Origin of the sequence: Enterobacter mori LMG 25706 (assembly GCF_000211415.1) — a bacterium.
Classification (GTDB): domain Bacteria; phylum Pseudomonadota; class Gammaproteobacteria; order Enterobacterales; family Enterobacteriaceae; genus Enterobacter; species Enterobacter mori.
Window position 1 is genome coordinate 390,974 of record NZ_GL890777.1, and the last position, 24,408, is coordinate 415,381.

Sequence of the window (24,408 nt, forward strand, 5' to 3'; positions counted from 1 at the left end):
CCGGCTGCGCAGGGGACGCTGGCCCAGTACGGCCAGGACCTGACCGCCCGCGCTCGCGAAGGGAAGATTGACCCGGTTGTCGGGCGCGACGAGGAGATCCGCCAGATGGTGGATATCCTGATGCGTCGCCGCCAGAACAACCCGCTGCTGACCGGGGAAGCCGGGGTCGGCAAAACGGCGGTGGTGGAAGGGCTGGCGCTGCGTATCGCCGACGGCGACGTCCCGGAGCCGCTGCAAAATATCCAGCTGTGGCTGCTGGATATCGGCATGCTGCAGGCTGGCGCAGGCATGAAAGGCGAGTTTGAAGCCCGTCTGCAGGCGCTCATTAATGAAGTCCAGTCCAGCGCAACGCCGATTATTCTGTTCATCGATGAGATCCACACCCTGATTGGCGCAGGCGGCCAGCAGGGTACCGGCGATGCAGCGAACCTGCTGAAGCCAGCGCTGGCGCGCGGTCAGCTGCGCACCATCGGCGCCACCACCTGGGCGGAATACAAAAAGTACATCGAAAAAGACCCGGCGCTGACCCGTCGTTTCCAGACGGTGCAGGTGCATGAGCCGGACGAAGCGAAAGCCATTCTGATGCTGCGCAGCACCGTGTCGCCGCTGGAGACGCACCACCAGGTGCTGCTGCTCGACGAAGCGGTCAGCGCGGCGGTCAAGCTGTCGCATCGCTACATCCCGGCGCGTCAGCTGCCGGACAAAGCCGTTGCGCTGCTCGACACCGCCTGCGCCCGCGTCGCGGTCAGCCAGAGCGCGCCGCCCGCGCAGCTGGAAGACTGCCTGCGCCACCTGGCCGCGCTGGACGTGGAAATTGAGATTGCTGAGCGCGAAGCGCGCGTCGGTGCCGGTGACGCCGGGCGCGTAACGGCGTTACGCGCAGAACGCGACGCGTACGAAACAAAACGCGAAGCTCTGGCCCAGCGCTGGGAAGAAGAACGCAGCCTGGTCCAGGAGATTATTCGTCTGCGTGCGGCGCTGTTCGCGGCGGGCGATGAAGATAGCGCCGAGCTGCGCAGCCAACTTGCGGAACAGCAGCAGGCGCTGAACGCCTTACAGGGAGATGAACCGCTGCTGTTTGCGGCTGTGGATGAAAACGTGGTGGCCGCGGTGGTCTCTGACTGGACCGGGATCCCGCTGGGCCGGATGGTGAAAAACGAGATCGACGCGGTGCTGAACCTTGCTGATACGCTGAACCAGCGCGTTATTGGACAGCGTCACGGTCTGGATCTCATTGCCCGCCGCGTGAAAACCTCGCGAGCGAAGCTCGACGATCCCAACAAACCGGTGGGCGTTTTTATGCTGTGCGGCCCGTCCGGCGTCGGTAAAACCGAAACCGCGCTGGCGCTCGCGGAATCCCTGTACGGCGGCGAGCAGAACGTTATCACCATCAACATGAGTGAATTCCAGGAAGCGCACACTGTTTCAACGTTAAAAGGTGCGCCTCCGGGCTACGTGGGCTATGGTGAAGGCGGTGTATTAACCGAGGCCGTGCGCCGCCGCCCGTACAGCGTGGTGCTGCTGGACGAAATTGAAAAAGCACACCCGGACGTCCACGAGATCTTCTTCCAGGTCTTTGATAAAGGCTGGATGGAAGACGGCGAGGGGCGCCATATTGATTTCCGTAACACCATCATTATTCTGACGTCTAATGTCGGTACCGACCTGATTAGCGCGATGTGCGCCGATCCGGATCTGATGCCGGAGCCTGACGCGTTAAGTGGCGCGCTGCGCCAGCCGCTGCTGGAGGTGTTCCCGCCGGCGCTGCTGGGCCGTCTGCTGGTGGTGCCGTACTATCCGCTCAGCGACGAGATGCTGGGGCTGATTGTTCGTCTGCAGCTTAAGCGCATTCAGCGCCGTCTGGAAGAGAATCACAGCATTATTTCTGAGTTTGACGACAGTGTGGTGGAACAGATTGTTCAGCGCTGTACCGAGGTGGAGTCCGGTGGCCGCATGGTGGATGCTATTCTGACCAACACCTTACTGCCTCAGATGAGCCAGATCTTACTTACCGCCAGCCGTAGCGACGAGCAGTACCGACGTCTGCACGTCACCTGCGAGCAGGGCGAGTTTCACTGTCAGTTTGCCGCGTAATAATCATCAAGAGAACTGTAAAAGATGACGGATAATGATAACAATCGGACTGTCCCAAACGCGCTCCCGGTCGGGTACCGCTTCAACGAGTTTGAAATCAAAGAGGTGATCGGCGGCGGCGGTTTTGGCATTGTCTATCGCGCGTGGGATCACCAGCTCGAACGCACTATCGCTATCAAAGAATTTATGCCTTCCTCGCTCGCCGTGCGCGGTGATGACATGACCCTCGTGCTGCGCAGCGAGCGCTTTGGCAAAGCATTTTCCGCCGGCCTGAACAGCTTTATTCAGGAAGCCCGTCTGCTGGCGCGCTTTAACCACCCGAACCTGCTGCACGTCCTGCGCTTCTGGGTGCAAAACGACACGGCCTACATGGGGACGCTGTTTTACAGCGGCACCACGCTTTCACGCCTGCGCGAACAAAAGCCGGAGCTGATCAACGAGGCGTGGATCCGCCGCACGCTGCCAATGCTGTTTGGTGCGATCAAAACCATTCACGACGAAGGCTATCTGCACCGCGATATCTCTCTGGATAACATTCAGATCCAGGATAACGGCCTGCCGGTGCTGCTCGATTTCGGCTCCGCGCGCCGCACGATTGGTAACCTTTCCGACGAAACGGAAACCATGCTGCGCCCGGGCTTTGCGCCGATTGAGCAGTACACCGACGACAACGAAAGCGAGCAGGGTCCGTGGACGGATATCTACGCCCTTGGTGCCGTGCTGCGGACTCTGATCGTTGGATCGCCGCCGCCGGTCAGCGTGGTGCGCTCTATCCAGGATACCTGCAAACCGCTGGTGGAAATCATGCCGCAGGGTTATTCCATCCCGCTGCTGCAGGCCATTGACCGCGCGCTGGCGCTGCACATGGAGGACCGTCCGCAGTCTATCGACGAGTTCGCTGCGCTGATTGAGATGCCGGTCGCCGGTATCAACGATGTGCTGACCGCCAAAAAAACCGGCACCATGCTGGTTCCGGTAGAGGAAGAGAAACCGGCTTCGGCGCTTGACTGGCGCCGCTACAAGATCCCGGGCATGGTTGCCGCTGGCGTGCTGGTGGGCATTGTAGCCGGAGCCATGCTGTTTAGCGGCGGCGGTCAGGATGCGCCCGAGCAGGCTGCACAGGCACCGGCAGAGACGCGTCCAGCTGAAACCGCCGCGAACACGCCAGACGTGAAGCCGGAAACGGAGAAGGTTAGCGAGCAGGCAGCGGAACAGGCTCCACCACCTGCCGCGAGCCCTGTTGCGCTGGTCTATATCCGTATCCAGGACGGCGAAACGCTGAAAGTGAACGGCGAGCCAAAAGCGCTGCGTCCGGCAACGAACGGTTATGCATCGCTCAAGCTGCCAGCCGGTGAGGCGAAGATTGAACTGCAGGGCAACGGGAGAACGCGTACCCAGACGCTGGATATTGCTAAGCCGGGTACCTGGCTGGTGAATCCGTAAGTCAGGCAGGGACAGGGAACAGGACGGAACGAATGTATAACATTAAGTTTGTTTATCTTTTCAGCGAGAACGTCTCGCCAGCGCTTTTTGCGAAAATCATCCGCCCGTCCGTCGCCGGGCAGTGGATTATGTCGGTTCCCGACAATTCGCTGCGCTCGCTGTTCACGCGCTACGATTTGCTGCGAACCATCACCGGTGCGAATCCCTATCAGTCCGGGCGCGATACGCGCAAGCTGATTGCGCAGGATCTTGATATGGGCAGAATCGTTGCAATTGACGAAAGTTTTCGCAGTTGGTCATCGGTAACGGAAATCTTTTACATCAATGCACAGGGGCGGCTGCAGGCCGCCTCGCTTACCGGGCTGGGCTGGTACCCGGTAAGCACTATCGTCGATCGTTACGAAACGATGGTGCGCACCTATGGTTCCCGCCCTGCGCCAACAGAGCTGCCAACGCAGGTGGTGAAATCCAAAGCGGCGCAGGTGCCTGACCAGCCGACGCCGGGCAAAGACGGTAAAACCTATGCCTCTCAGTTGCAGAATATGACCAAAGCCGAACGCTGGCAGGCCCGTAAGGACCTGATTGCGAAGGGCAGCAACAGCCTCTACCCGGATGCGCAGATCGCGGCTAAACGGTTAGCGGCGAATAATATTGCCGTGGAGAAAGCAAAGCTTGCGGAAAATGTTTATAAGACCGTAAACCCGCTGGAAACAACGCCGGGCGTGCCGGAGGGGTGGACGGATATTAGTAATGACGATGCGCTCCTGGGCAAGTTTGGCCTGAATAAATCGATGCTCTTCGATGATGACACTTCTCCCAATTTTCTTGCTCGCGTCTATCAGCCTAAACCGGATGTGTTTGGGAGTGATATGAATCCCACGGTGGTATTCCGGGGATCGAGGGAGCCGGGTTTTGCGTCGCTGTCTGATAATGTTACCTCGTTGCTCACCAAAGGGGAGCTGGCACCCGTTAAAAACGGTGCAGACTGGTCTAATAACTTCTCCCAGGGCATGGGAATGGCATCTGATTATTATAAAAAAGCCGTGAGTATTGGTAAGGAACTGGCAAGGTCAGGTCAGAATATTGATATTGCCGGACACTCGCTGGGAGGCGGGCTCGCGTCTGCCGCTTCAATGGGAAGTGGTAAAACTGGATGGACATTTAATGCCGCAGGGCTTAACGCCGGGACGGTAGAAAAATACGGCGGTAAGATCCTGGGTAGCACGGAGAATATTCAGGCGTATCGGGTTAACGGAGAACTTCTGACGAAGATTCAGGAAGTTAATCTTTGGGAGGATCTGAAAACGGTGAAGGGGCATGTCCCGTCTTTAATTCTCAAAGAGGAAATTTCTGCTCTGAGCCCGAATGCTGCGGGTATCGCCCACGATCTTCCCGGTGGGACCGGAAGTGCGCTCGACCGGCATGGTATTGATCAGGCGATAAATTGCATTGAGCAGCAAAAGGATGAAGATATTTCGATAATCGGGAGTCGGTTGTGAAAAAACGGTTGATGGCTTTTGTAGCGTTATGTTTTTTAATCATGATTCAGGGGTGTAAGCAGGATATGGAACTCAATCCACAGGATTACTTCGGCGGTCAGCAGCTTGAACTGGCGAGAGCGATTGAAGAAGGCAATGTCGACGTGGTGAAGACGCTTGCACCCGATAGCAACCTTAACCAGCCCGGAAAGGAGGATATGACGCTCCTTTTCTGGGCGCTTGGCAACGCAATTAATGATAAAAAAACATCTCCCCATTTGAAGGTCATCACTTTGCTTGTTGAGGCCGGTGCGGATCCGCTACAGCCTCGCCCACAAGGGAAAAGCAGCCCCGCAGAATTCGCTCTGAAAGGGGACAGTGCAGACTGGATTAACGCGATGCTGGACGGTGGCCTGTCACCCGATGTGAAAGATAAGGTTTTCCACGAGCCGATAATCTTCCAGTCGATTAAAGCGAAAAATACACAGACGCTGGAAGCGATGCTCGATCACGGTGCTGACGTCAATACAGCCAATTCATTAGGCAAAACGCTGGTATTCGACGCGCTGGATAATCAGTCATACGATCATGTTTTATTGTTGCTCGATCGTGGAGCGGATCCGTCAATTAAGGCAAAAAATGGCTGGTCAATGAGCAGCGCGCTTGCGGATGCACTGAGTGGGCTTGAAAAAGGCAGCGAACACTACGAGAAATTAAACGAAATTAAAGAGAAGCTCATCCAGAAAGGTGGTAAATGGCCACCTGAGCCTGTTAGGTAAGGGCTAACTCTCCCCACGATAATTAAACAGAACGTTTTTATTTTCTGGGGGCGCATGGATGTTCTGGCTATATAGCACTTAGCTATTCATAAAAGTTCTCGCCATACGTAAATGATGGTTTGTACAAACTTAATATATCCTCTCAAACAACATCCACTGTTAAAAACTTCTCAGCATAAACCATTACGGAATACAGATTATGCTCAACCGAATTACCGTTCAGCTCCCGGTCGAGGGGCTGCTCTTCTGGAAAATTTCCGGCCGCGAGGCGATGTCCGAGTCGTTTGCCCTGACGCTGACCCTGCTCGGCACGGACGCGCGCATCGACCGCAGCAAATTGCTCGGTCAGCCGGTCACGGTGACCATCCCGACTCAGAACCTGCTCACCCCCCGCTATATTAACGGCAAAGTCACGCGCGTGGCGGTGAGCGCCGTTGAGCTGACGGGCACCCGCTACGCGGTGTACCAACTGACGGTGGAGCCGGACCTGTGGCCGATGAAGCGCGACCGCAACCTGCGTATCTTCCAGGGGCAGACTGTGCCGCAGATAGTGAAAACCCTGCTGAGTGAGCATCAGGTCAACGTGGAGGACAAGCTCACCGGCAGCTACCGCGTATGGGACTACTGCGTGCAGTATCAGGAATCGAGCCTGGACTTCATCAGCCGTCTGATGGAGCTGGAGGGGATTGCCTATCACTTCAGCCACGAGGCCGACAAACACACCCTGGTGCTCACCGACGCCGCCACCCAGCACCAGCCGTTCAGCGGCTACGAGGTGATTCCGTATCACCAGACACCGTCCGGCGGCAGCACGGATGAAGAGGGCATCGGCCAGTGGGCGCTGGAAGACAGCGTGACGCCGGGGATTTACAGCCTCGACGACTACGACTTCCGCAAGCCGAACGCATGGCTGTTCCAGGCCCAGCAGAACCCGGCATCGCCGAAACCGGGCAGCATTGACGTGTACGACTGGCCGGGACGCTTTGTCGAGACCGGGCATGCGGAGTTCTATGCCCGCATTCGCCAGGAGCGCTGGCAGGTTGAGCATCAGCAGATTCAGGCCACGGCCACGGCGGCGGGCATTGCGCCGGGCCACATCTTCACGCTGACTAACGCGCCGTTCTTCAGCGATAACGGCCAGTATCTGGTGACGGCGGCCGGATACCACTTCGAGGAGAACCGCTACGCCAGCGGCGAAGGTGAAACTATTCACCGGACTGATTTCACAGTCATCCCGGCGTCGGTCTCTTATCGCCCGGCACAGAGCACGGCGTGGCCGCGCACCTACGGCCCGCAGACCGCGAAAGTGGTCGGGCCGCAGGGGGAAAGTATCTGGACGGATAAATACGGTCGCGTGAAGGTGAAGTTCCACTGGGACCGTCTGGCGAAGGGTGATGACACCAGCTCCTGCTGGGTGCGCGTGTCGAGCGCGTGGGCGGGCCAGGGCTACGGCGGGGTGCAAATTCCGCGCGTGGGCGATGAGGTGGTGGTGGACTTTATCAACGGCGATCCTGACCGGCCGATTATCACCGGACGCGTGTATAACGAAGCCAGCATGCCGCCGTGGGCGCTGCCGGCAGCGGCGACGCAGATGGGCTTTATGAGCCGCACGAAAGACGGTTCTGTCGACAATGCGAACGCCCTGCGCTTTGAGGATAAGGCCGGAGGCGAGCAGGTGTGGCTCCAGGCCGAACGCAATCTGGATATCAACGTCAAAAATGATGAATCCCATTCGACTGAAAAGAATCGAACCCAATATGTGGGAGAAGATGAAACCTTACGGGTTGTAAAAAATCAGAAAGCGGGCGTTAAAGGGGAGGTCGTTTGCCTGACGGGTAACAGTCGCAGTGACAAAGTGGTTAACGACTATATTCTTTCAGCGGGTAATACGCTGAGGCTGGAGTGCGGTGAAAGCGCCATTGAATTATCGAAAGATGGAAGCGTTAATATCATTGGCAATAACTTCAACTTTACTGCTAAGCAGAATGCGCAAATAAACACGCTCTCCGGAGAACTGCATTTAAACCCTGATGATGGAAGCAATGCCATCGATCCTCCTGGGGCATCCCATCAGAGTGAAATCCAGCAGGAAGTGGATAGTTTTTTTGTTATTAATGCTAACAAATAAGAGTAACTCGAATGGCTGAATATATTCTCCAGGAAGCTACCCTGGCGTTACCAGATGTCTATAAAGACAGAACTATGAATTTATTTACCCTGAGCGAAAATGGTGCCAGTGAGTTTACCTTTGTTGTTTCGCGTGCCAGTGTAAAAAAAGATGAGAGTGTGCATGATGTGACAACGCGTCTGGTGCGCGAGTTAGAAACTACCGTGCCAGATTTTAACCTGACGTCCTCACATATGACCATTGTTGATAATCACGCGGCTGCAGAGCTCTTTTATCAATTTAAAAATGATGGTATGACCATTTTTCAGAAGCAGACCATTATTTTGTTGGACGAGCATCCCGCAGGGCGAAAAATGGTGTGTTACATTGGTACTTGCCCTGGTGAGTTTAGCGATTATTATCACAATCAATACCAGTCAATTATCCGCAGTATTAAGTTCCATAAGCCAGCCCCGACTGAAACCAGAGACATGCTTGCGGCCAACTCAGAGGGTCCATTTTTTGCACTTGATAGTGAGAGTAAGATACTCAGTGTCTTTAAAAACATTCAGGAGCTTTACGGGCATCTTTCGCTTCAGCGGGCGAAAGAGGGACACTATTTACTTTTTGAAAAGCAGGGGGCACCGCTAAGTATTGCGCCTGTCCCGGGCAGTCAGCCTCTTCGTTATGCGCTGTGGACCCTTTCTGCAGAAAAATCCCACCACTTAATTTCACAGCTTTCTGTTTGCCGCCAGGTCTCAGGTTCTGACTACCTTAACTCACCCGATCAGATCCGCAAGTATCTGATGGCGCAGAGAGCTGAATAGTCATGTCCGAATGTCTGGCCGCACGTGTAGATGACGAGATTGCTCATACAGCTTCTAAAGGATGGATGATCGCTGGGCTCGTAGGTGGGGCAATTCTGGGTGCAGCTGCCGTTGTTGTAACCGGTGGGACCGCTCTGGTAGCCGTTTCTGCTGTCGCAGCTGGGGCGTGTGCTGCTGGTGGTTTGGGTGAGGTCCTGGGAAGCATGTCATGGGCACCACGGCATGCCACAGGTACGCTTAAAGAAGGTTCGCCTAATGTATTTATCAACAGCCGAAAGGCTATCCGCGCTCATCTTTCTGCTGGGGAGTGCGACGAGCACAGTGGAAGTTTGCAACGGGTTGCAGAAGGTTCGATAAAAGTTTACATCAACAATTTTCCCGCTTCGCGAACTGGCGACAAATTGACATGCAGCGCTGAGATTAGCCAGGGATCGCGTAATGTTATTATCGGTGGAAGCAAGGTCCAGACCGATGAAATAAGTCCTGAAATTCCTGAATGGGTAAACTGGACGATGCTCGCCGTTGGTGCCGGAGCGATAGCGGTGCTGGCCAGTCCGGCAATCGCACTTCTGAGCACCCTCGGTGCAATGGGCGGCGGGACTGTTGGTAGCTACGCGGGTGGGATGCTATTTGGCGCAGGTAGCGACGGTCCGAACTGGGGGATGCTGATCGGCTCTGTTATCGGCGGCGGGGCTGGCATGAAGGGCGGGGCACGGTTTGATGCGTGGCGGGCTGGGAAATCTATGCCGCGTGTTGTTGCTGAACCCGCAATCGCGCCGGCGATGCCTAAGATGAGTTTAGCTGAAGCTGTAGGGAAACAAAGGGCTGAAAATTGGATTAGCCGCGGCAGGGAGCTCGCGGATAATCGTGATCCTGCTTTGTCTGCATTACTGAGTGATGAACAAGTAGGTGCATTATATGGTTATACTACGGATCCGGGGTACCAGATGGTGAATCCTGCATTACGAGGTATGAAACCCATGACCAAAGAAATGGAAGCATTTACTCAACATATAAATGATGGTCTGGATCAGCTTCCGGTATACAACGGTGAGACTTTCCGAGGAATGAATAGCTTACCTTCAAATATTTTGGAAGGCTATACTCCAGGCAAAACGGTTATCGACCCCGCCTTTGTAAGTACTGATATTAACCAGGGATTCAGCGGACCGATTCAAATGCGTATTGAAGGGGTTTCGGGCAGGAAAATTGACTTTTTGTCAGAATTCAATGCTACTGAAACTGAAGTACTCTTTAAACCCAATACAACGTTTGAGGTTATCAGCAGGTCAGATAAACTTGGAGTTACGAACATAGAATTAAAGGAAATACCATGATCGACCTACATGTCGAAGATTCAATAATTAATCATTATGCCGATCGCTATCGTTGCTATATGCCCGTAAATGTCCGTAAGGCTGTAAAACGTGACAGTGATGAATCTGTTTCTTCCATTCATGCATGGGATGAAACATTACCGTTAATTTCGTCGGTAGAGATTTCCCGCAATAAAGCGCTTGGAGCATTTGTTGGTTTGGCTGTTGGAGATGCAGTCGGAACAACCCTTGAGTTTAAAAAAAGAGACAGTGAATATGTACATGATATGCTGGGCGGTGGACCTTTTCAGTTAAATCCTGGGGAATGGACAGATGATACCTCAATGGCATTATGTGTGGCGGAAACTTATCTTTCCGAAAAAAGAATGCATACTGATGTTCTGAGACAGTATCTTTTGAACTGGTATTTAAAAGGAGAAAATAGCAGTAATGGACGCTGTTTCGACATTGGAAATACAACACGCTTTGCTCTAGAACAGTATATGCGCGTTGGACCTTCTTGGTATGGTAATACAGAAAAACATACTGCAGGTAATGCCGCAGTGATTCGTCAGGCACCGGTGTCGATCTTTCGTCGAAAATCGTTGCGCGCCATTTATTTTGAATCTCAGGCTCAGAGTCGCGCTACCCATGGCGCGGTGGAATCTATTAATGCATGCCAGTTTCTGGGGTTGATACTGCATTATTTGATAAATGGTTATTCAAAAGAACAAACTTTTTCACCTCATGTTTTTCCTCTCTGCGCGCGTGTAATGGTTATCAACGCAGGTGAATACAAAAATAAAAGCCGTGACCAAATCCGCTCAAGTGGTTACGTAATCGATACGCTTGAGGCCGCTATGTGGTCCGTATGGAACACGGATAATTTCCGAGATGCAATTCTACTGGCCGCTAATCTTGCTGATGATGCTGATAGCGTTGCCGCGACAGCGGGACAAATAGCTGGTGCATTGTATGGTTATTCAGGCATTCCTCAGGAGTGGAAAAACAAGCTGGTCCAGCACGATCGTATTCTCCAAATGGCAGGAGATTTGTTCGATAGGGCACCTGAGGACACTTTTTTATAGATATATCATAGTGTCCCGCACCGTGTTATTGGGCGGAAAAATCATAATATTAAGCTAATTCAGCCGGTAATTTCTAAGAATAAAAAAATCCACGCCCTGGCGTGGATTTTTTTTATTCAAGACGACTCAGACGTTGAACAGGAAGTTCATTACGTCGCCATCTTTAACGATATAATCTTTCCCTTCCGCACGCATCTTGCCTGCTTCTTTCGCGCCTTGCTCACCCTTGTAGGTGATGAAGTCTTCAAACGCGATGGTCTGCGCACGAATAAAGCCTTTCTCGAAGTCGGTATGGATTTTACCAGCCGCCTGAGGCGCAGTTGCACCCACAGGGATGGTCCACGCACGCACTTCCTTCACGCCAGCGGTGAAGTAGGTCTGCAGGTTCAGCAGCTCATAGCCTGCGCGGATCACGCGGTTCAGGCCCGGCTCTTCCAGACCCAGCTCGGCCATGAACTCTTCACGGTCGGCATCGTCCAGCTCGGCGATATCGGATTCAACGGCCGCGCACACGGCAACAACCACAGAACCTTCAGCCGCCGCGATTTCACGCACTTTGTCGAGGTACGGGTTGTTCTCGAAACCGTCTTCATTGACGTTGGCGATGTACATGGTTGGCTTCAGGGTCAGGAAGCTCAGGTATTTGATCGCCGCTTTGTCTTCTTCAGTCAGGTTTTTCAGTGCGCGCAGCATGCCGGCGTTTTCCAGCTGTGGCAGACATTTTTCCAGCGCAGCCAGTTCCGCTTTCGCGTCCTTGTCGCCGCCTTTGGCTTTCTTCTGCACGCGGTGAATAGCGCGTTCGCAGGTGTCGAGGTCAGAGAGCGCCAGCTCGGTGTTGATGACGTCGATGTCGTCAGCCGGATCCACTTTGTTGTTTACGTGAATAATGTTGTCGTTCTCGAAGCAGCGCACAACGTGACCGATCGCTTCGGTTTCACGGATGTTGGTCAGGAACTGGTTACCCAGACCTTCACCTTTGGATGCGCCTTTTACCAGGCCCGCGATGTCCACGAACTCCATGGTGGTCGGCAGAATACGCTGCGGCTTCACGATTTCCGCGAGCTGGTCCAGACGCGGATCCGGCATTGGAACAACGCCGGTATTAGGTTCGATGGTACAGAACGGGAAGTTCGCCGCTTCGATACCCGCTTTGGTAAGCGCGTTAAACAGGGTGGATTTGCCCACGTTTGGCAGACCGACGATACCGCATTTGAATCCCATTTCTAAATCACCTTAATATCTTGATAATCAATCCGTTAACGATAACCGACTGATGAAAAGTAAATAACTACGCCTATTATACACGTAACCCGCATGACGCGCGGTAAAAATGCCTTACCGGGTGGATTATTGCGCTTTGAAAGCGTGCAAGCGGTTTGTCGCTTTGGTTAGCCCGTCTTTCAGCCAGATTTCGGTGCAGCGCGCCGCTTCGTCTACCGCTTCGTCAATCAGTTTCTGCTCAGAAACCGGGGGCTTACCGAGTACGAAACCGACAACTTTGTTTTTATCGCCCGGATGACCGATTCCGACGCGCAAACGGTGGAAATTCGGGTTATTTCCCAGCTTGCTGATGATGTCTTTAAGACCGTTGTGGCCGCCGTGCCCGCCGCCCAGTTTGAATTTTGCTACGCCAGGCGGGAGATCCAGCTCATCGTGAGCCACCAGAATTTCATCCGGATTGATGCGATAAAAGGTTGCCATTGCCGCCACGGCTTTACCGCTCAGGTTCATAAAGGTGGTGGGCACCAGTAAGCGAACATCCGCGCCAACAAGGTTGATACGTGAGGTATAGCCGAAGAATTTAGGTTCTTCGCGCAGGGGAGCACGTAACCGCTCGGCCAGCAGATCGACGTACCATGCCCCGGCGTTGTGGCGAGTGGCCGCATATTCTGCGCCCGGGTTGGCGAGGCCGACAATCAGTTTAATCGTCACGATTCAATTCCTAATGGGTTCCAGATCTGGCGCGTAGTTTACTGTCTGGCGCGCCGCTTGACAAAATTCTGCGACCATCATAACGAAATGCGAATAATTTCCGGTTTGAACAATTAGAATTTCAAGCTGTTCAAAGCCTTATTTGTAAACTTTTGTTTGGGCGTTATCTGTAATTGTGATCATTCACGCAACTCATAAAAGGGGCGTTGTCTATACTTTACACACAAGGATTAGGGGCTTTTCCCCTGACAACCCAAAGTTCCGGAGGTAACACATGAAACGCAAAAACGCTTCGATACTCGGTAACGTGCTAATGGGGTTGGGGCTGTTCGTGATGGTAGCCGGGGTGGGTTATTCAATTTTAAACCAGTTACCACAGTTTGATCTCCCGCAATACTTCGCGCATGGCGCGATATTGAGCATCTTCATCGGTGCGGTATTATGGCTGGCGGGGGCTCGCGTGAGCGGCCATGAGGAAGTGTGTGACAAGTACTGGTGGGTGCGCCACTACGACAAACGCTGTCGTCGCGCTCAGCATAAGCACAGCTAGTGCTGCGATGAAGAACACCGAAACGGTTCCCTGGGGAGCCGTTTTTTTTTGCATCATGGGTTGACCCTCACGTAACGTAAGGCTCCAGAGTGGCGCCACTGGCAAAGAAAAGGAGCAGTTATGTTGATTCAGGTGGGTGAGCTGGCGAAACGTGCCGGGATCACCGTGCGGACATTGCACCACTATGAGCAAACAGGGTTGTTGCTGCCTTCTGCCAGAAGCGCGGCAGGTTACCGGCTTTACAACCTGGCGGATGTCCAGCGTCTGCACATGATCCAGGCGCTGGCAAAAGCGGGGCTGGAACTTGCTGAAATCAGGGATTTCCTGGAACAGGAGTCGCTGTCGTTAACCGAGTTACTCGATGCGCAAATTACGCTGCTGGATAAACAGCTGCGCAGCATACATACGCTGCGCGACCGGCTGGTGGAGCTGCGGACCGGGCTTATCGACGATGCGACGCCGGATCTGGAATCCTGGCTACAGACTCTGGAGTTAATGAATATGTACGATCGCTGGTTTAGCAAAGAAGAGTTACAGCAGCTGCCGTTTGCGGTGCAGAAGGATGCGCTGGCGGCTATCTGGTCAGATCTGGTTGCACAGGCCAAAACGCTTCTGGAGCAAAATATACCCATTACGGACGCGCGAGCCATGGACCTGGCGACGCGCTGGATGGAACGCCTGGAGCAGGATACGGCGGGCAAGCCGGAGTTTCTCACCAGGCTGAACGAGATGCACAGCGTTGAACCGCAGATGCAGGCGCAAACCGGCATCACGCCGGAGATGACGGATTACATCACGCGCGCATTTGCGGAATCCAAGCTCAGCATATGGGAGAAGTATCTCACTGCAGAAGAGATGGCCTTTACCCGGGCACACTACTTTGACCGCATGATGGAGTGGCCGCCGCTGGTGGCGAAACTGCATCATGCGCAGCGGGAAAATATCGATCCCGCCACGGAGGAGGCGCAAAAGCTGGCTGAAAACTGGCTGGCATTGTTCCAGTCTTACGCAAGCACCAACCCGGCGACCCAGCAAAAGTTTCGCACTGCCATGCAGCAGGAGCCGCATCTGATGAAGGGAACATGGATGACGCCTGCCGTGATTGCATGGCTCCAGCAGGCGATCGGGGTGATGATGCAGAGGCACTTCTCTGCATCAGGTGACTCACAGATCCGCTAACGCCGCTTCGCGGTTAGGGTAGAAGGCAAGGCGGCCAGGGATAGGCTGCACGCCCGCGCGCGCCATGGTGCGCAGGGGCTGGAATTCCAGGTTACTCACCCGCAGCTCGCAGCCTTCCGGCAGGCGTGCAACAAAGCGCTGGAAGGCATCCAGGCCGCCTCCATCCAGTACCGGTACGGCATCCCACTTCAGCACGACAATCCGTTTGCCCACGATGCGGGACTCCAGATCGCTGAACAGGCCTTCCGCCGCAGCGAAGAACAGCGGGCCAATCACGCGCAGCACCAGCACATCGTCAGGCACCTCCACGTTAACCGGGGAAAGGCGCGTCATCTGCGCGATGCGGCGCATAAACAGCAGGGAAGCCAGCACGATCCCGACGCTGATGGCGATAACCATATCGAACAGCACGGTCAGCGACATGCAGATTAGCATCACGATGATGTCGTCCTTCGGCGCGCGACGCAGCAGGTTCACCACCTTATGCGCCTCACTCATGTTCCACGCCACCATCAGCAGCAGCGCCGCCATTGCAGAGAGCGGGAGCCAGGAGAGCCACGGAGCTAGAATGAGCAGGGCGAGGATCACCAGCACGGAGTGGATAACCGCCGAAACGGGTGAGGTTGCTCCCGCGCGCACGTTTGCAGCGGAACGGGCGATGGCTGCCGTTGCGGTAATACCGCCGAAGAACGGCGCGATGATATTCCCTAATCCCTGACCGACCAGCTCGCTGTTGGCTTTGTGTTTGGTGCCGGTCATACCGTCCAGTACGACGGCGCAGAGCAGGGACTCAATCGCCCCCAGCATCGCCATAGAAAATGCGGCGGGAAGCAAAGCTCGCAGGGAATCCCAGCTTAGGGTAAAGCTGGAGCCGGGCATGTCCCAAGGCAGCACCAGCTGCGGCAACAGCTGCGGAATGCCGCTACCCTGTGAACCGTCCGCCAGAACATAGTGGAACTGCGAGCCGATGGTCGCGACATGACCACCGAACATATTGACGATAGCCATCACCGCGCAGCCCAGCAGCAGGGCGGGCAGATGGCCCGGGAGACGGATCCCCAGACGAGGCCAGACGATCAGCGTACCCAGCGTCACTATCCCAATCGCGGCGTCGCCCAGGTTGGCGGTCGGCAGCGCCATAAACAGCGCCCCCACTTTCTGTAAATAGTGCTCAGGCACGTGAGCCATTTGCAGGCCGAGGAAATCCTTGATCTGCATGGTTCCGATGGTGATACCGATCCCGGAGGTGAACCCCAGCGTGACGGAAAGGGGGATGTACTCGATCAGGCGGCCAAAGCGGGCCAGGCCAAACAGAATCAAAAAGACGCCGGACATCAGGGTGGCGACCAGCAGGCCTGCCAGACCAAACTGCTGCGAAACCGGGTAGAGGATCACCACAAAGGCGGCGGTCGGGCCGGAGACGCTGAAGCGCGAGCCGCCCGTAAGGGCGATGACGATCCCGGCAACGGCCGAGGTGTACAGACCGTACTGCGGCGCAACGCCGCTGCCAATCGCCAGCGCCATCGCCAGCGGGATGGCGATAATGCCGACGGTGATCCCGGCAATCAGGTCACGTACAAAGCGTGATGAAGTGTATTTCTCTTTCCAGCAGGCGTCGATGAGGGCGCGAAAGGGCAGAACATGTGAGGAGGTTACGTTTTTCACAATTATCTATCATCCGTATGCGCATCATCTGTCATGTGAATGGCAGGTGAAGGAGGCATTAATCATACAAATAAAACCCAGAGACAAAAAAACCCGCCGCAGCGGGTTTATCGGCCGTGTTCGATTAGTGTTCGAACATTGCTGAGATGGATTCTTCGTTGCTGATACGACGAATCGCTTCGGCCAGCATCCCGGACAGGGTCAGGGTACGCACGTTTGGCAGTGCCTTGATCTCGTCGCTCAGAGGGATGGTATCGCATACCACCACTTCGTCAATGACGGAGTTGCGCAGGTTGTTTACCGCGTTACCGGAGAAGATCGGGTGGGTCGCGTAAGCGAACACGCGCTTGGCACCACGCTCTTTCAGCGCTTCAGCTGCTTTACACAGCGTACCGCCGGTATCGATCATGTCGTCAACCAGCACGCAGTCGCGGCCAGCAACGTCACCGATGATGTGCATCACCTGAGAAACGTTAGCGCGCGGACGGCGTTTGTCGATGATTGCCATGTCGGTATCGTTCAGCAGCTTAGCGATAGCACGGGCACGTACCACGCCGCCGATGTCCGGAGAAACCACGATTGGGTTGTCCAGGTTCAGCTGCAGCATGTCTTCCAGCAGGATTGGGCTGCCGAATACGTTATCAACCGGGACGTCGAAGAAGCCCTGGATCTGCTCTGCGTGCAGGTCAACGGTCAGTACGCGGTCAACACCGACGCTGGACAGGAAGTCAGCGACAACTTTAGCGGTGATTGGCACACGTGCAGAACGGACGCGACGGTCCTGACGGGCATAGCCGAAGTAAGGGATTACAGCAGTGATACGGCCTGCTGAAGCGCGACGCAGGGCGTCGACCATAACAACCAATTCCATCAGGTTGTCGTTTGTTGGAGCACAGGTGGACTGGATGATGAAAATATCACCACCGCGTACATTTTCGTTAATTTGTACGCTGACTTCGCCGTCGCTAAAGCGACCTACGGCGGCGTCGCCGAGGGAAGTGTACAGGCGGTTGGCAATACGTTGTGCTAGTTCCGGGGTGGCGTTACCAGCAAAAAGCTTCATATCAGGCACGAGAAGAACCTCAGGCATGCGTCCAGTGGTGGATAGCGTTCGCCGCAAACTGTGCGGGCCAGGCAAATGCTATCCAGGCGGTGTATTAAAGAGCGCGATGCAACGTCTGGAACAGGGTGACGTTGTCACCGAAACTCAGTCTGCGACAGTAAGGTCTGCTGTAGGGGGGAGGTGTTCATCCCGCGTGCTACAAAACCATGCAGCCAAACCGGCGCTTGCTCAAGCACCTGACGAGCGGCGGATTCGGTGTCAAATTCAGCAAAGACACAGGCCCCTGTACCCGTAAGGCGCGACGGCGCGTATTCTAACAGCCAGGAAAGCACCGCATCAACCTCGCGAAAACGTTTTCTTGCGATATCCTCGCAATCGTTGCTGAATTCACAATTTAATAACGTTTCTATTGACCGTTCCGGGGTATTTCTTTTCAGGTCAGGATCTTTAAAGATGACCGGCGTTGGTATGCTCACGCCAGGGTGGGCAATCAGATACCATTTTTCCGGCGGGTCGACTGGCGTGAGGATCTCGCCTACGCCCTCGGCAAAAGCCGCATGACCGCGAACAAACACAGGGACATCAGCCCCCAGCGTCAAGCCTAAGGCTGCCAGTTCGTCCTTTGATAGCCCGCAGCCCCAGAGATGATTCAGTGCAACCAGTACGGTCGCGGCGTTAGATGAGCCACCGCCCAACCCGCCGCCCATCGGCAGACGCTTCTCGATACGGATATCCGCACCGCTTCCTGAGGGCAGACGACTTGATTCCGCTGCGGCTTTCATCAGAAGGCGCGCGGCGCGCACGATCAGATTGTCCTCCTGCGCCACGCCTTCAACGGGCGTCAGCAGACATATCTGTCCATCCTGGCGCAGCTCAATGGCGATCGTGTCGCCATAATCAATAAACTGAAACAGCGTCTGCAGGGTGTGGTAACCGTCAGCACGCTGGCCGGTGATGTATAAAAACAGGTTCAGTTTTGCCGGAGAGGGCCAGTGGGTCATCATTTAACGATCCAGTTGTCCATTTTCAGCTTAATGCGCTGGCTGCCTTGCGTCAGCTCCATATTCGACGGCAACGAGGGTTTACTCTTGCTGTCATAGGCGCTGTACACCACTTTCCACGTCTTGCCATTCTGAGTGTAGTTCACCTGGCTGAGACGGTATTGATCGTCAAGCTGGTAGTCGGTTGCCTCACCCGGCAGACCGAGGATCCACTGGCGCAGGCTGTTGAGCGGGATAGGCATCCCGGTCAGCTTGCCAATCATCTCTTCGGCATCTGTCGCGGTGTAGTGCTGGCCTTTGTTATCGGTGATCTGCGCTTCGCCCGGTTTGGCGATAAGCTCCAGTTCGGTGCTGCCCAGCGGATTTAACAGCAGCAGGCGATAGTTGTCCTGACCCGTTTGCTGCCAGAAGAAACGTGCATAAACCTTTTGCTCGTCAGAGAGATAAGCGAAAGCGCCGCGGGTCTGGTACTGGCTCAAATTACGGACGTCCTGCTGGTGCTGACGCCACTGCGGTGAATCAGGGCTTTTGCCCGGGCCTTTTGGTTGGGTGACGGTACATGCGGTCAGAACCAGTGCCGCCAGCGGCAGCAGGCGAATCAGTCGGGTCATAATGAGGACAAATCCTTGAGATACGTTGCAGTTATAACTGTTAATGCTAGCGTCCCACAGTGCTACCGTCTACGTTCAAATTATCTCAAAGCGTTGTGTAACCTATTACTCCGAAAGGGGGCAGTCCCTTTTATTGATCTCGCGCATCCTGTATGATGCGTTCTGCTAACCTTATTAACGCTGGTACTACTCCCGCTCAACATGACCCTATTAGCACTCGGCATCAACCACAAAACAGCCCCGGTTTCACTGCGAGAACGCGTGACGTTTTCGCCGGATACGCTCGACCTGGCGCTGGATAGCCTGCTTGCACAACCGATGGTGCAGGGTGGCGTGGTGCTCTCGACGTGCAACCGTACCGAGCTGTATCTCAGCGTGGAAGAGCAGGATAACCTGCACGAGGCGCTGATCCGCTGGTTATGCGACTACCACAACCTCAACGAAGAAGAACTGCGCAATAGCCTGTACTGGCATCAGGACAACGATGCGGTCAGCCATCTCATGCGCGTGGCCAGCGGGCTGGATTCGCTGGTGCTGGGCGAACCGCAAATTCTTGGGCAGGTGAAAAAGGCGTTTGCGGATTCGCAAAAAGGGCATCTGAAGGCCAGCGAGCTGGAGCGTATGTTCCAGAAGTCGTTCTCCGTGGCAAAGCGAGTGCGAACCGAAACCGACATTGGTGCCAGTGCGGTTTCTGTTGCTTTCGCGGCCTGTACCCTCGCTCGTCAAATCTTTGAATCCCTGTCGACCGTCACCGTGCTGCTGGTGGGCGCGGGCGAAACCATCGAACTTGTGGCGCGCCATCTGCGCGAGCATAAAGTGAAAAAGATGATTATCGCCAACCGCACCCGCGAGCGTGCGCAGGTGCTCGCGGATGAAGTGGGCGCAGAGGTCGTTGCGCTGAGCGACATCGATGAACGCCTGAAAGAGGCGGATATTATTATCAGTTCTACCGCCAGCCCGCTGCCGATTATCGGTAAAGGGATGGTGGAGCGTGCGCTGAAATCCCGCCGTAATCAGCCGATGCTGCTGGTAGATATTGCCGTCCCGCGTGATGTTGAACCCGAAGTGGGCAAACTGGCGAACGCCTATCTCTACAGCGTGGATGACCTGCAAAGCATCATTTCGCACAACCTTGCCCAGCGTAAAGCGGCAGCGGTGCAGGCGGAAACCATTGTTGAGCAGGAAACCAGCGAGTTTATGGCCTGGCTGCGCGCGCAAAGCGTCAGCGAGACCATCCGCGAGTACCGCGGGCAGGCTGAACAGGTGCGTGATGACCTGACAGCCAAAGCGTTAGCGGCCCTGGAACAGGGCGGTGACGCAAATGCAATCATGCAGGATCTGGCGTGGAAACTGACCAACCGCCTGATCCATGCACCAACCAAATCTCTTCAGCAGGCTGCCCGTGACGGGGATGATGAACGCCTGACTATTCTGCGCAACAGCCTCGGGCTGGAATAGCGCCCTACACCCATTTTCTATTACAAGGTGCACTTACGCCTATGAAGCCTTCTATCGTCGCTAAACTGGAAGCTCTGCATGAGCGCCATGAGGAAGTTCAGGCGCTGCTCGGCGATGCCGGGACCATCGCAGACCAGGAACGTTTTCGCGCGCTGTCGCGGGAATATGCGCAGTTGAGTGATGTGTCTAAATGCTTTACCGACTGGCGACAGGTTCAGGAAGATATTGAAACCGCGCAAATGATGCTCGACGATCCTGAGATGCGCGAGATGGCGCAGGAAGAGCTGCAGGACGCAAAAGCGCGTTCTGAAGAGATGGAACAACAGCTCCAGGTGCTTCTGCTGCCGAAAGACCCGGACGATGAGCGTAACGCGTTTGTGGAAGTGCGCGCCGGTACCGGCGGTGACGAAGCCGCGCTGTTTGCTGGTGACCTGTTCCGTATGTACAGCCGCTACGCCGAAGCGCGTCGCTGGCGCGTAGAGATCATGAGTGCCAACGAAGGCGAACATGGTGGCTATAAAGAAGTTATCGCCAAGATCAGCGGCGACGGCGTATACGGTCGTCTTAAGTTTGAATCCGGCGGTCACCGCGTGCAGCGCGTGCCTGCGACAGAATCTCAGGGACGTATTCACACCTCAGCCTGTACGGTTGCGGTGATGCCGGAACTGCCGGAAGCCGAACTGCCGGACATCAATCCGGCGGATCTGCGAATTGATACGTTCCGCTCCTCCGGGGCGGGCGGTCAGCACGTTAACACCACCGACTCCGCGATCCGTATTACCCACCTGCCAACCGGTATTGTGGTGGAGTGTCAGGACGAACGTTCCCAGCACAAAAACAAAGCCAAAGCGTTGTCTGTACTGGGTGCACGTATCCGCGCCGCCGAAGTGGCGAAACGTCAGCAGGCGGAAGCGTCTACGCGTCGTAACCTGCTGGGCAGCGGCGATCGCAGCGATCGTAACCGTACCTATAACTTCCCGCAGGGCCGCGTGACCGACCACCGCATCAACCTGACGCTGTACCGTCTGGATGAAGCAATGGAAGGTAAGCTCGATATGCTGATTGAGCCTATCGTGCAGGAATACCAGGCCGACCAGCTGGCGGCACTGTCCGAGCAGGAATAATGGATTTTCAGCGCTGGTTACGTGAGGCGGTCAGTGAGCTTTCAGAAAGCGAAAGCCCGAAACGCGACGCCGAAATATTGCTTGAGCATGTGACGGGTAAATCCCGCACGTACCTGCTGGCTTTTGGTGAGACGCTGCTGACCGCCGAGCAGGAAGCGCAGCTCGCCGCGCTGCTTGCCCGCCGTAAGACGGGCGAGCCGGTGGCGCACCTTGTCGGCGAACGTGAGTTCTGGTCGTTACCGCTGTACGTCTCGGCGGCAACGCTGATCCCACGTCCAGACACCGAGTGTCTGGTGGAGCAAGCGTTGGCGCGTTTACCCACAGCGGCCTGTAGCATTCTCGATCTCGGTACTGGCACAGGCGCTATTGCGCTCGCGCTCGCCACTGAGCGGCCCGATTGCACAGTAACGGCGGTGGATGTGATGCCAGACGCGGTGACGCTGGCGCAGCGTAACGTGGAACGTCTTGGCCTCGGCAACGTGACGGTACTGCAGAGTAGCTGGTTTACCGCGCTGGAGAATCGCTTATTTGCGCTGATTGTCAGCAACCCGCCTTATATCGACGAACATGACCCGCACCTTGCGCAGGGCGATGTTCGTTTCGAACCACTGACTGCGCTGGTTGCGGCCAATGAAGGTTTAGCCGATCTTGATCACATTGTGACAACGTCACGACAACATTTGCTTCCCGGTGGCTGGCTGCTGGTGGAACATGGCTGGACGCAAGGGAACGCGGTGCGCGCGCTGTTCACTAATGCGGGTTATCGCGAAGTGGCAACCTGCCGCGATTACGGCGGCAATGAACGTCTGACGCTGGGACAGTGGGTATGAATCTCCGCTATCTGCCATTAACTGATAAAGGCGCATGGCTGACTGAAAAGTGGTTTGGCGTTATCATCTACATCGTTTTGAGTTTTATCGCGTCTGGACGTCATTGTACGCGCAGTCGTTACTGGGGTAAGTCATGAGGTCCTTAGCCGATTTCGAATTTAACAAAGTGCCGCTGTGTGAAGGCATGATCCTGATTTCTGAAATGATTCGCGATGATTTTACGTCGCAGTACGTCCACGCGGAGCTGGAGAATCTGGTCAGCCTGGCACGGGAGGAGATCAGTCAGGCGCGTCCGCAGGACTGGCAATTAGAGAAGCTGCTAGAGCTTTTCTACGGCGAATGGGGTTTCTGCGACACGCGTGGCGTATATCGCCTGTCAGACGCATTATGGCTGGACCAGGTCTTGAAGAATCGTCAGGGCAGCGCCGTCGCGCTGGGATCCATTTCGCTGTGGGTCGCCCATCGTCTGGATATTCCGCTGGTGCCGGTCATTTTCCCGACGCAGATGATACTGCGTGCGGAGTGGCTGGACGGCGAGATGTGGCTCATTAATCCCTTCAACGGTGACACGCTGGATGAGCACACGCTGGACGTGTGGCTGAAAGGCAATATCAGCCCGGTGGCCGAGCTCTTCAACGAAGACCTCGACGAGGCGGATAACGCCGAAGTGATCCGCAAGCTGCTGGATACGCTGAAGTCTGCGCTAATGGAAGAGCGTCAAATGGAGCTTGCGCTGCGTGCCAGCGAAGTGCTGCTGCAGTTCAACCCGGAAGATCCGTACGAAATTCGCGACCGCGGCCTGATTTATGCGCAGCTCGATTGCGAGCATGTGGCGCTAAGCGATTTGAATTATTTCGTCGAGCAATGTCCGGAAGATCCGATTAGCGAAATGATTCGTGCGCAGATCAACGCGATCTCGCACAAACAAATTACACTGCATTAATCTTAATTCCGATTCACACCTGAATAAGGCGATCCTATGAAACAAAAAGTGGTTAGCATTGGTGATATCAAGGTAGCAACCGACCTGCCGTTCGTGCTGTTTGGCGGCATGAACGTGCTGGAATCCCGCGATCTCGCCATGCGTATCTGCGAGCACTACGTGACCGTGACCCAGAAGCTGGGCATCCCGTACGTGTTTAAGGCCTCTTTTGATAAAGCCAACCGCTCCTCCATCAACTCTTACCGTGGCCCGGGCCTGGAAGAAGGGATGAAGATTTTCCAGGAGCTGAAGCAGACCTTTGGCGTGAAAGTGATCACCGACGTGCATGAAGCCTCTCAGGCGCAGCCTGTGGCTGACGTGGTAGACGTGATTCAGCTTCCGGCATTTCTGGCGCGTCAGACCGACCTGGTTGCGGCGATGGCGAAAACCGGTGCTGTCATCAACGTGAAGAAACCGCAGTTCGTGAGCCCTGGGCAGATGGGTAACATCGTCGATAAGTTCATTGAAGGTGGCAACGACAAGGTGATCCTGTGTGACCGTGGCGCAAACTTCGGTTACGACAACCTGGTAGTGGATATGCTGGGCTTTAGCGTGATGAAGAACGTCTCCGGCCAGTCTCCGGTGATTTTCGACGTGACGCACGCTCTGCAGTGCCGCGACCCGTTTGGCGCAGCCTCTGGTGGTCGTCGTGCCCAGGTTACCGAGCTGGCGCGTGCCGGTATGGCGACCGGACTGGCAGGCCTGTTCATTGAAGCGCACCCGGATCCGGCTAACGCGAAATGCGATGGTCCTTCCGCACTGCCGCTGGATAAGCTGGAGCCGTTCCTGAAACAGATTAAAGCGATTGACGATCTGGTGAAGAGCTTCGACGAGTTGGATACCAGCAACTAATAAAAAAACCCGCTTCGGCGGGTTTTTTT

Annotated in this window: 21 protein-coding genes and 1 pseudogene; 16 read left to right on the plus strand and 6 right to left on the minus strand. The window is 55.2% G+C overall.

What is annotated here, in order from left to right; genetic code table 11:
- The 8 genes from tssH to tri1 form a co-directional block, all read left to right on the plus strand.
- Positions 1–2,094 (plus strand): type VI secretion system ATPase TssH (tssH, locus tag ENTMO_RS24220; RefSeq protein ID WP_010432868.1); only part of this gene is annotated, 2,094 nt, incomplete at its 5' end.
- A gap of 24 nt (positions 2,095–2,118) precedes the next feature.
- A complete protein-coding gene (locus tag ENTMO_RS0115630; protein WP_010432870.1) occupies positions 2,119–3,537 on the plus strand; it encodes a serine/threonine protein kinase in 1,419 nt (472 codons plus the stop codon).
- Between the two features lie 32 nt (positions 3,538–3,569).
- Positions 3,570–5,036: a hypothetical protein gene (locus ENTMO_RS0115635; protein ID WP_010432872.1), complete on the plus strand. Its 1,467-nt coding sequence runs from the start codon at positions 3,570–3,572 to the stop codon at positions 5,034–5,036.
- Entirely contained in the window at positions 5,033–5,794 is a 762-nt protein-coding gene (locus tag ENTMO_RS0115640) for an ankyrin repeat domain-containing protein (protein WP_010432874.1), read from the plus strand. The genes ENTMO_RS0115635 and ENTMO_RS0115640 overlap by 4 nt, the downstream gene beginning before the upstream one ends.
- Positions 5,795–5,993: 199 nt before the next feature.
- The gene (locus tag ENTMO_RS0115645) at positions 5,994–7,922 is read left to right on the plus strand and encodes a type VI secretion system Vgr family protein (RefSeq protein WP_010432875.1); all 1,929 of its coding nucleotides are present in this window, start codon (positions 5,994–5,996) and stop codon (positions 7,920–7,922) included.
- Positions 7,923–7,933: 11 nt separating this feature from the next.
- A complete protein-coding gene (locus ENTMO_RS24725; RefSeq protein WP_010432877.1) occupies positions 7,934–8,728 on the plus strand; it encodes a DcrB-related protein in 795 nt (264 codons plus the stop codon).
- Positions 8,729–8,730: 2 nt separating this feature from the next.
- Positions 8,731–10,065, plus strand: coding sequence for a PAAR domain-containing protein (locus ENTMO_RS0115655; RefSeq protein WP_029485129.1), 1,335 nt, complete (start codon positions 8,731–8,733; stop codon positions 10,063–10,065).
- Positions 10,062–11,132 (plus strand): ADP-ribosylarginine hydrolase Tri1, encoded by a 1,071-nt coding sequence (gene tri1, locus ENTMO_RS0115660; RefSeq protein WP_010432881.1) that lies wholly within the window; start codon positions 10,062–10,064, stop codon positions 11,130–11,132. The genes ENTMO_RS0115655 and tri1 overlap by 4 nt, the downstream gene beginning before the upstream one ends.
- Positions 11,133–11,258: 126 nt before the next feature.
- Here the strand turns inward: tri1 and ychF are convergent, their stop codons facing one another.
- Entirely contained in the window at positions 11,259–12,353 is a 1,095-nt protein-coding gene (gene ychF, locus ENTMO_RS0115665) for a redox-regulated ATPase YchF (protein WP_010432886.1), read from the minus strand.
- A gap of 126 nt (positions 12,354–12,479) precedes the next feature.
- Complete coding sequence (gene pth, locus ENTMO_RS0115670; protein WP_010432890.1) at positions 12,480–13,064, minus strand: aminoacyl-tRNA hydrolase; 585 nt, start codon at positions 13,062–13,064, stop codon at positions 12,480–12,482.
- A 274-nt stretch (positions 13,065–13,338) separates the two neighbouring features.
- Between pth and ychH the strand changes: the two genes are divergently transcribed.
- Positions 13,339–13,614: a stress-induced protein YchH gene (ychH, locus tag ENTMO_RS0115675; RefSeq protein WP_010432894.1), complete on the plus strand. Its 276-nt coding sequence runs from the start codon at positions 13,339–13,341 to the stop codon at positions 13,612–13,614.
- A 120-nt stretch (positions 13,615–13,734) separates the two neighbouring features.
- On the plus strand, positions 13,735–14,793 hold the full coding sequence (locus ENTMO_RS0115680) for a MerR family transcriptional regulator (protein ID WP_010432898.1): 1,059 nt from the start codon (positions 13,735–13,737) through the stop codon (positions 14,791–14,793).
- Here ENTMO_RS0115680 and dauA read toward each other — a convergent pair.
- The 4 genes from dauA to lolB form a co-directional block, all read right to left on the minus strand.
- A complete protein-coding gene (gene dauA, locus ENTMO_RS0115685) occupies positions 14,779–16,458 on the minus strand; it encodes a C4-dicarboxylic acid transporter DauA (RefSeq protein ID WP_010432901.1) in 1,680 nt (559 codons plus the stop codon). The genes ENTMO_RS0115680 and dauA overlap by 15 nt on opposite strands.
- Before the next feature lie 124 nt (positions 16,459–16,582).
- Positions 16,583–17,530: a ribose-phosphate diphosphokinase gene (prs, locus tag ENTMO_RS0115690; RefSeq protein ID WP_003856663.1), complete on the minus strand. Its 948-nt coding sequence runs from the start codon at positions 17,528–17,530 to the stop codon at positions 16,583–16,585.
- A gap of 125 nt (positions 17,531–17,655) precedes the next feature.
- Positions 17,656–18,525: a 4-(cytidine 5'-diphospho)-2-C-methyl-D-erythritol kinase gene (gene ispE / locus ENTMO_RS0115695; RefSeq protein ID WP_010432906.1), complete on the minus strand. Its 870-nt coding sequence runs from the start codon at positions 18,523–18,525 to the stop codon at positions 17,656–17,658.
- Positions 18,522–19,133, minus strand: coding sequence for a lipoprotein insertase outer membrane protein LolB (lolB, locus tag ENTMO_RS0115700; RefSeq protein WP_010432909.1), 612 nt, complete (start codon positions 19,131–19,133; stop codon positions 18,522–18,524). Before lolB ends, ispE begins: the two co-directional genes overlap by 4 nt.
- Positions 19,134–19,334: 201 nt before the next feature.
- Here lolB and hemA point away from each other — a divergent pair, with 201 nt between their 5' ends.
- The 6 genes and pseudogenes from hemA (at position 19,335) to kdsA (ending at position 24,379) form a co-directional block, all read left to right on the plus strand.
- Positions 19,335–20,591 carry a glutamyl-tRNA reductase gene (gene hemA / locus ENTMO_RS0115705; protein ID WP_010432912.1) on the plus strand — a complete coding sequence of 419 codons (1,257 nt, stop codon included), beginning with the start codon at positions 19,335–19,337 and terminating at the stop codon, positions 20,589–20,591.
- A 41-nt stretch (positions 20,592–20,632) separates the two neighbouring features.
- Positions 20,633–21,715, plus strand: a complete 1,083-nt coding sequence (gene prfA, locus ENTMO_RS0115710; protein ID WP_010432915.1) for a peptide chain release factor 1 — start codon at positions 20,633–20,635, stop codon at positions 21,713–21,715.
- Positions 21,715–22,545 (plus strand): peptide chain release factor N(5)-glutamine methyltransferase, encoded by an 831-nt coding sequence (prmC, locus tag ENTMO_RS0115715; RefSeq protein WP_010432917.1) that lies wholly within the window; start codon positions 21,715–21,717, stop codon positions 22,543–22,545. The genes prfA and prmC overlap by 1 nt, the downstream gene beginning before the upstream one ends.
- Positions 22,521–22,664 (plus strand): annotated as a pseudogene (locus ENTMO_RS26675) (siroheme synthase); the annotation flags it as partial. The gene prmC and the pseudogene ENTMO_RS26675, both read left to right, overlap by 25 nt.
- A gap of 14 nt (positions 22,665–22,678) precedes the next feature.
- Entirely contained in the window at positions 22,679–23,488 is an 810-nt protein-coding gene (gene sirB1, locus ENTMO_RS0115720) for an invasion regulator SirB1 (protein WP_010432919.1), read from the plus strand.
- A gap of 36 nt (positions 23,489–23,524) precedes the next feature.
- Positions 23,525–24,379 carry a 3-deoxy-8-phosphooctulonate synthase gene (gene kdsA / locus ENTMO_RS0115725; protein ID WP_010432921.1) on the plus strand — a complete coding sequence of 285 codons (855 nt, stop codon included), beginning with the start codon at positions 23,525–23,527 and terminating at the stop codon, positions 24,377–24,379.
- Positions 24,380–24,408 lie beyond the last annotated feature (29 nt).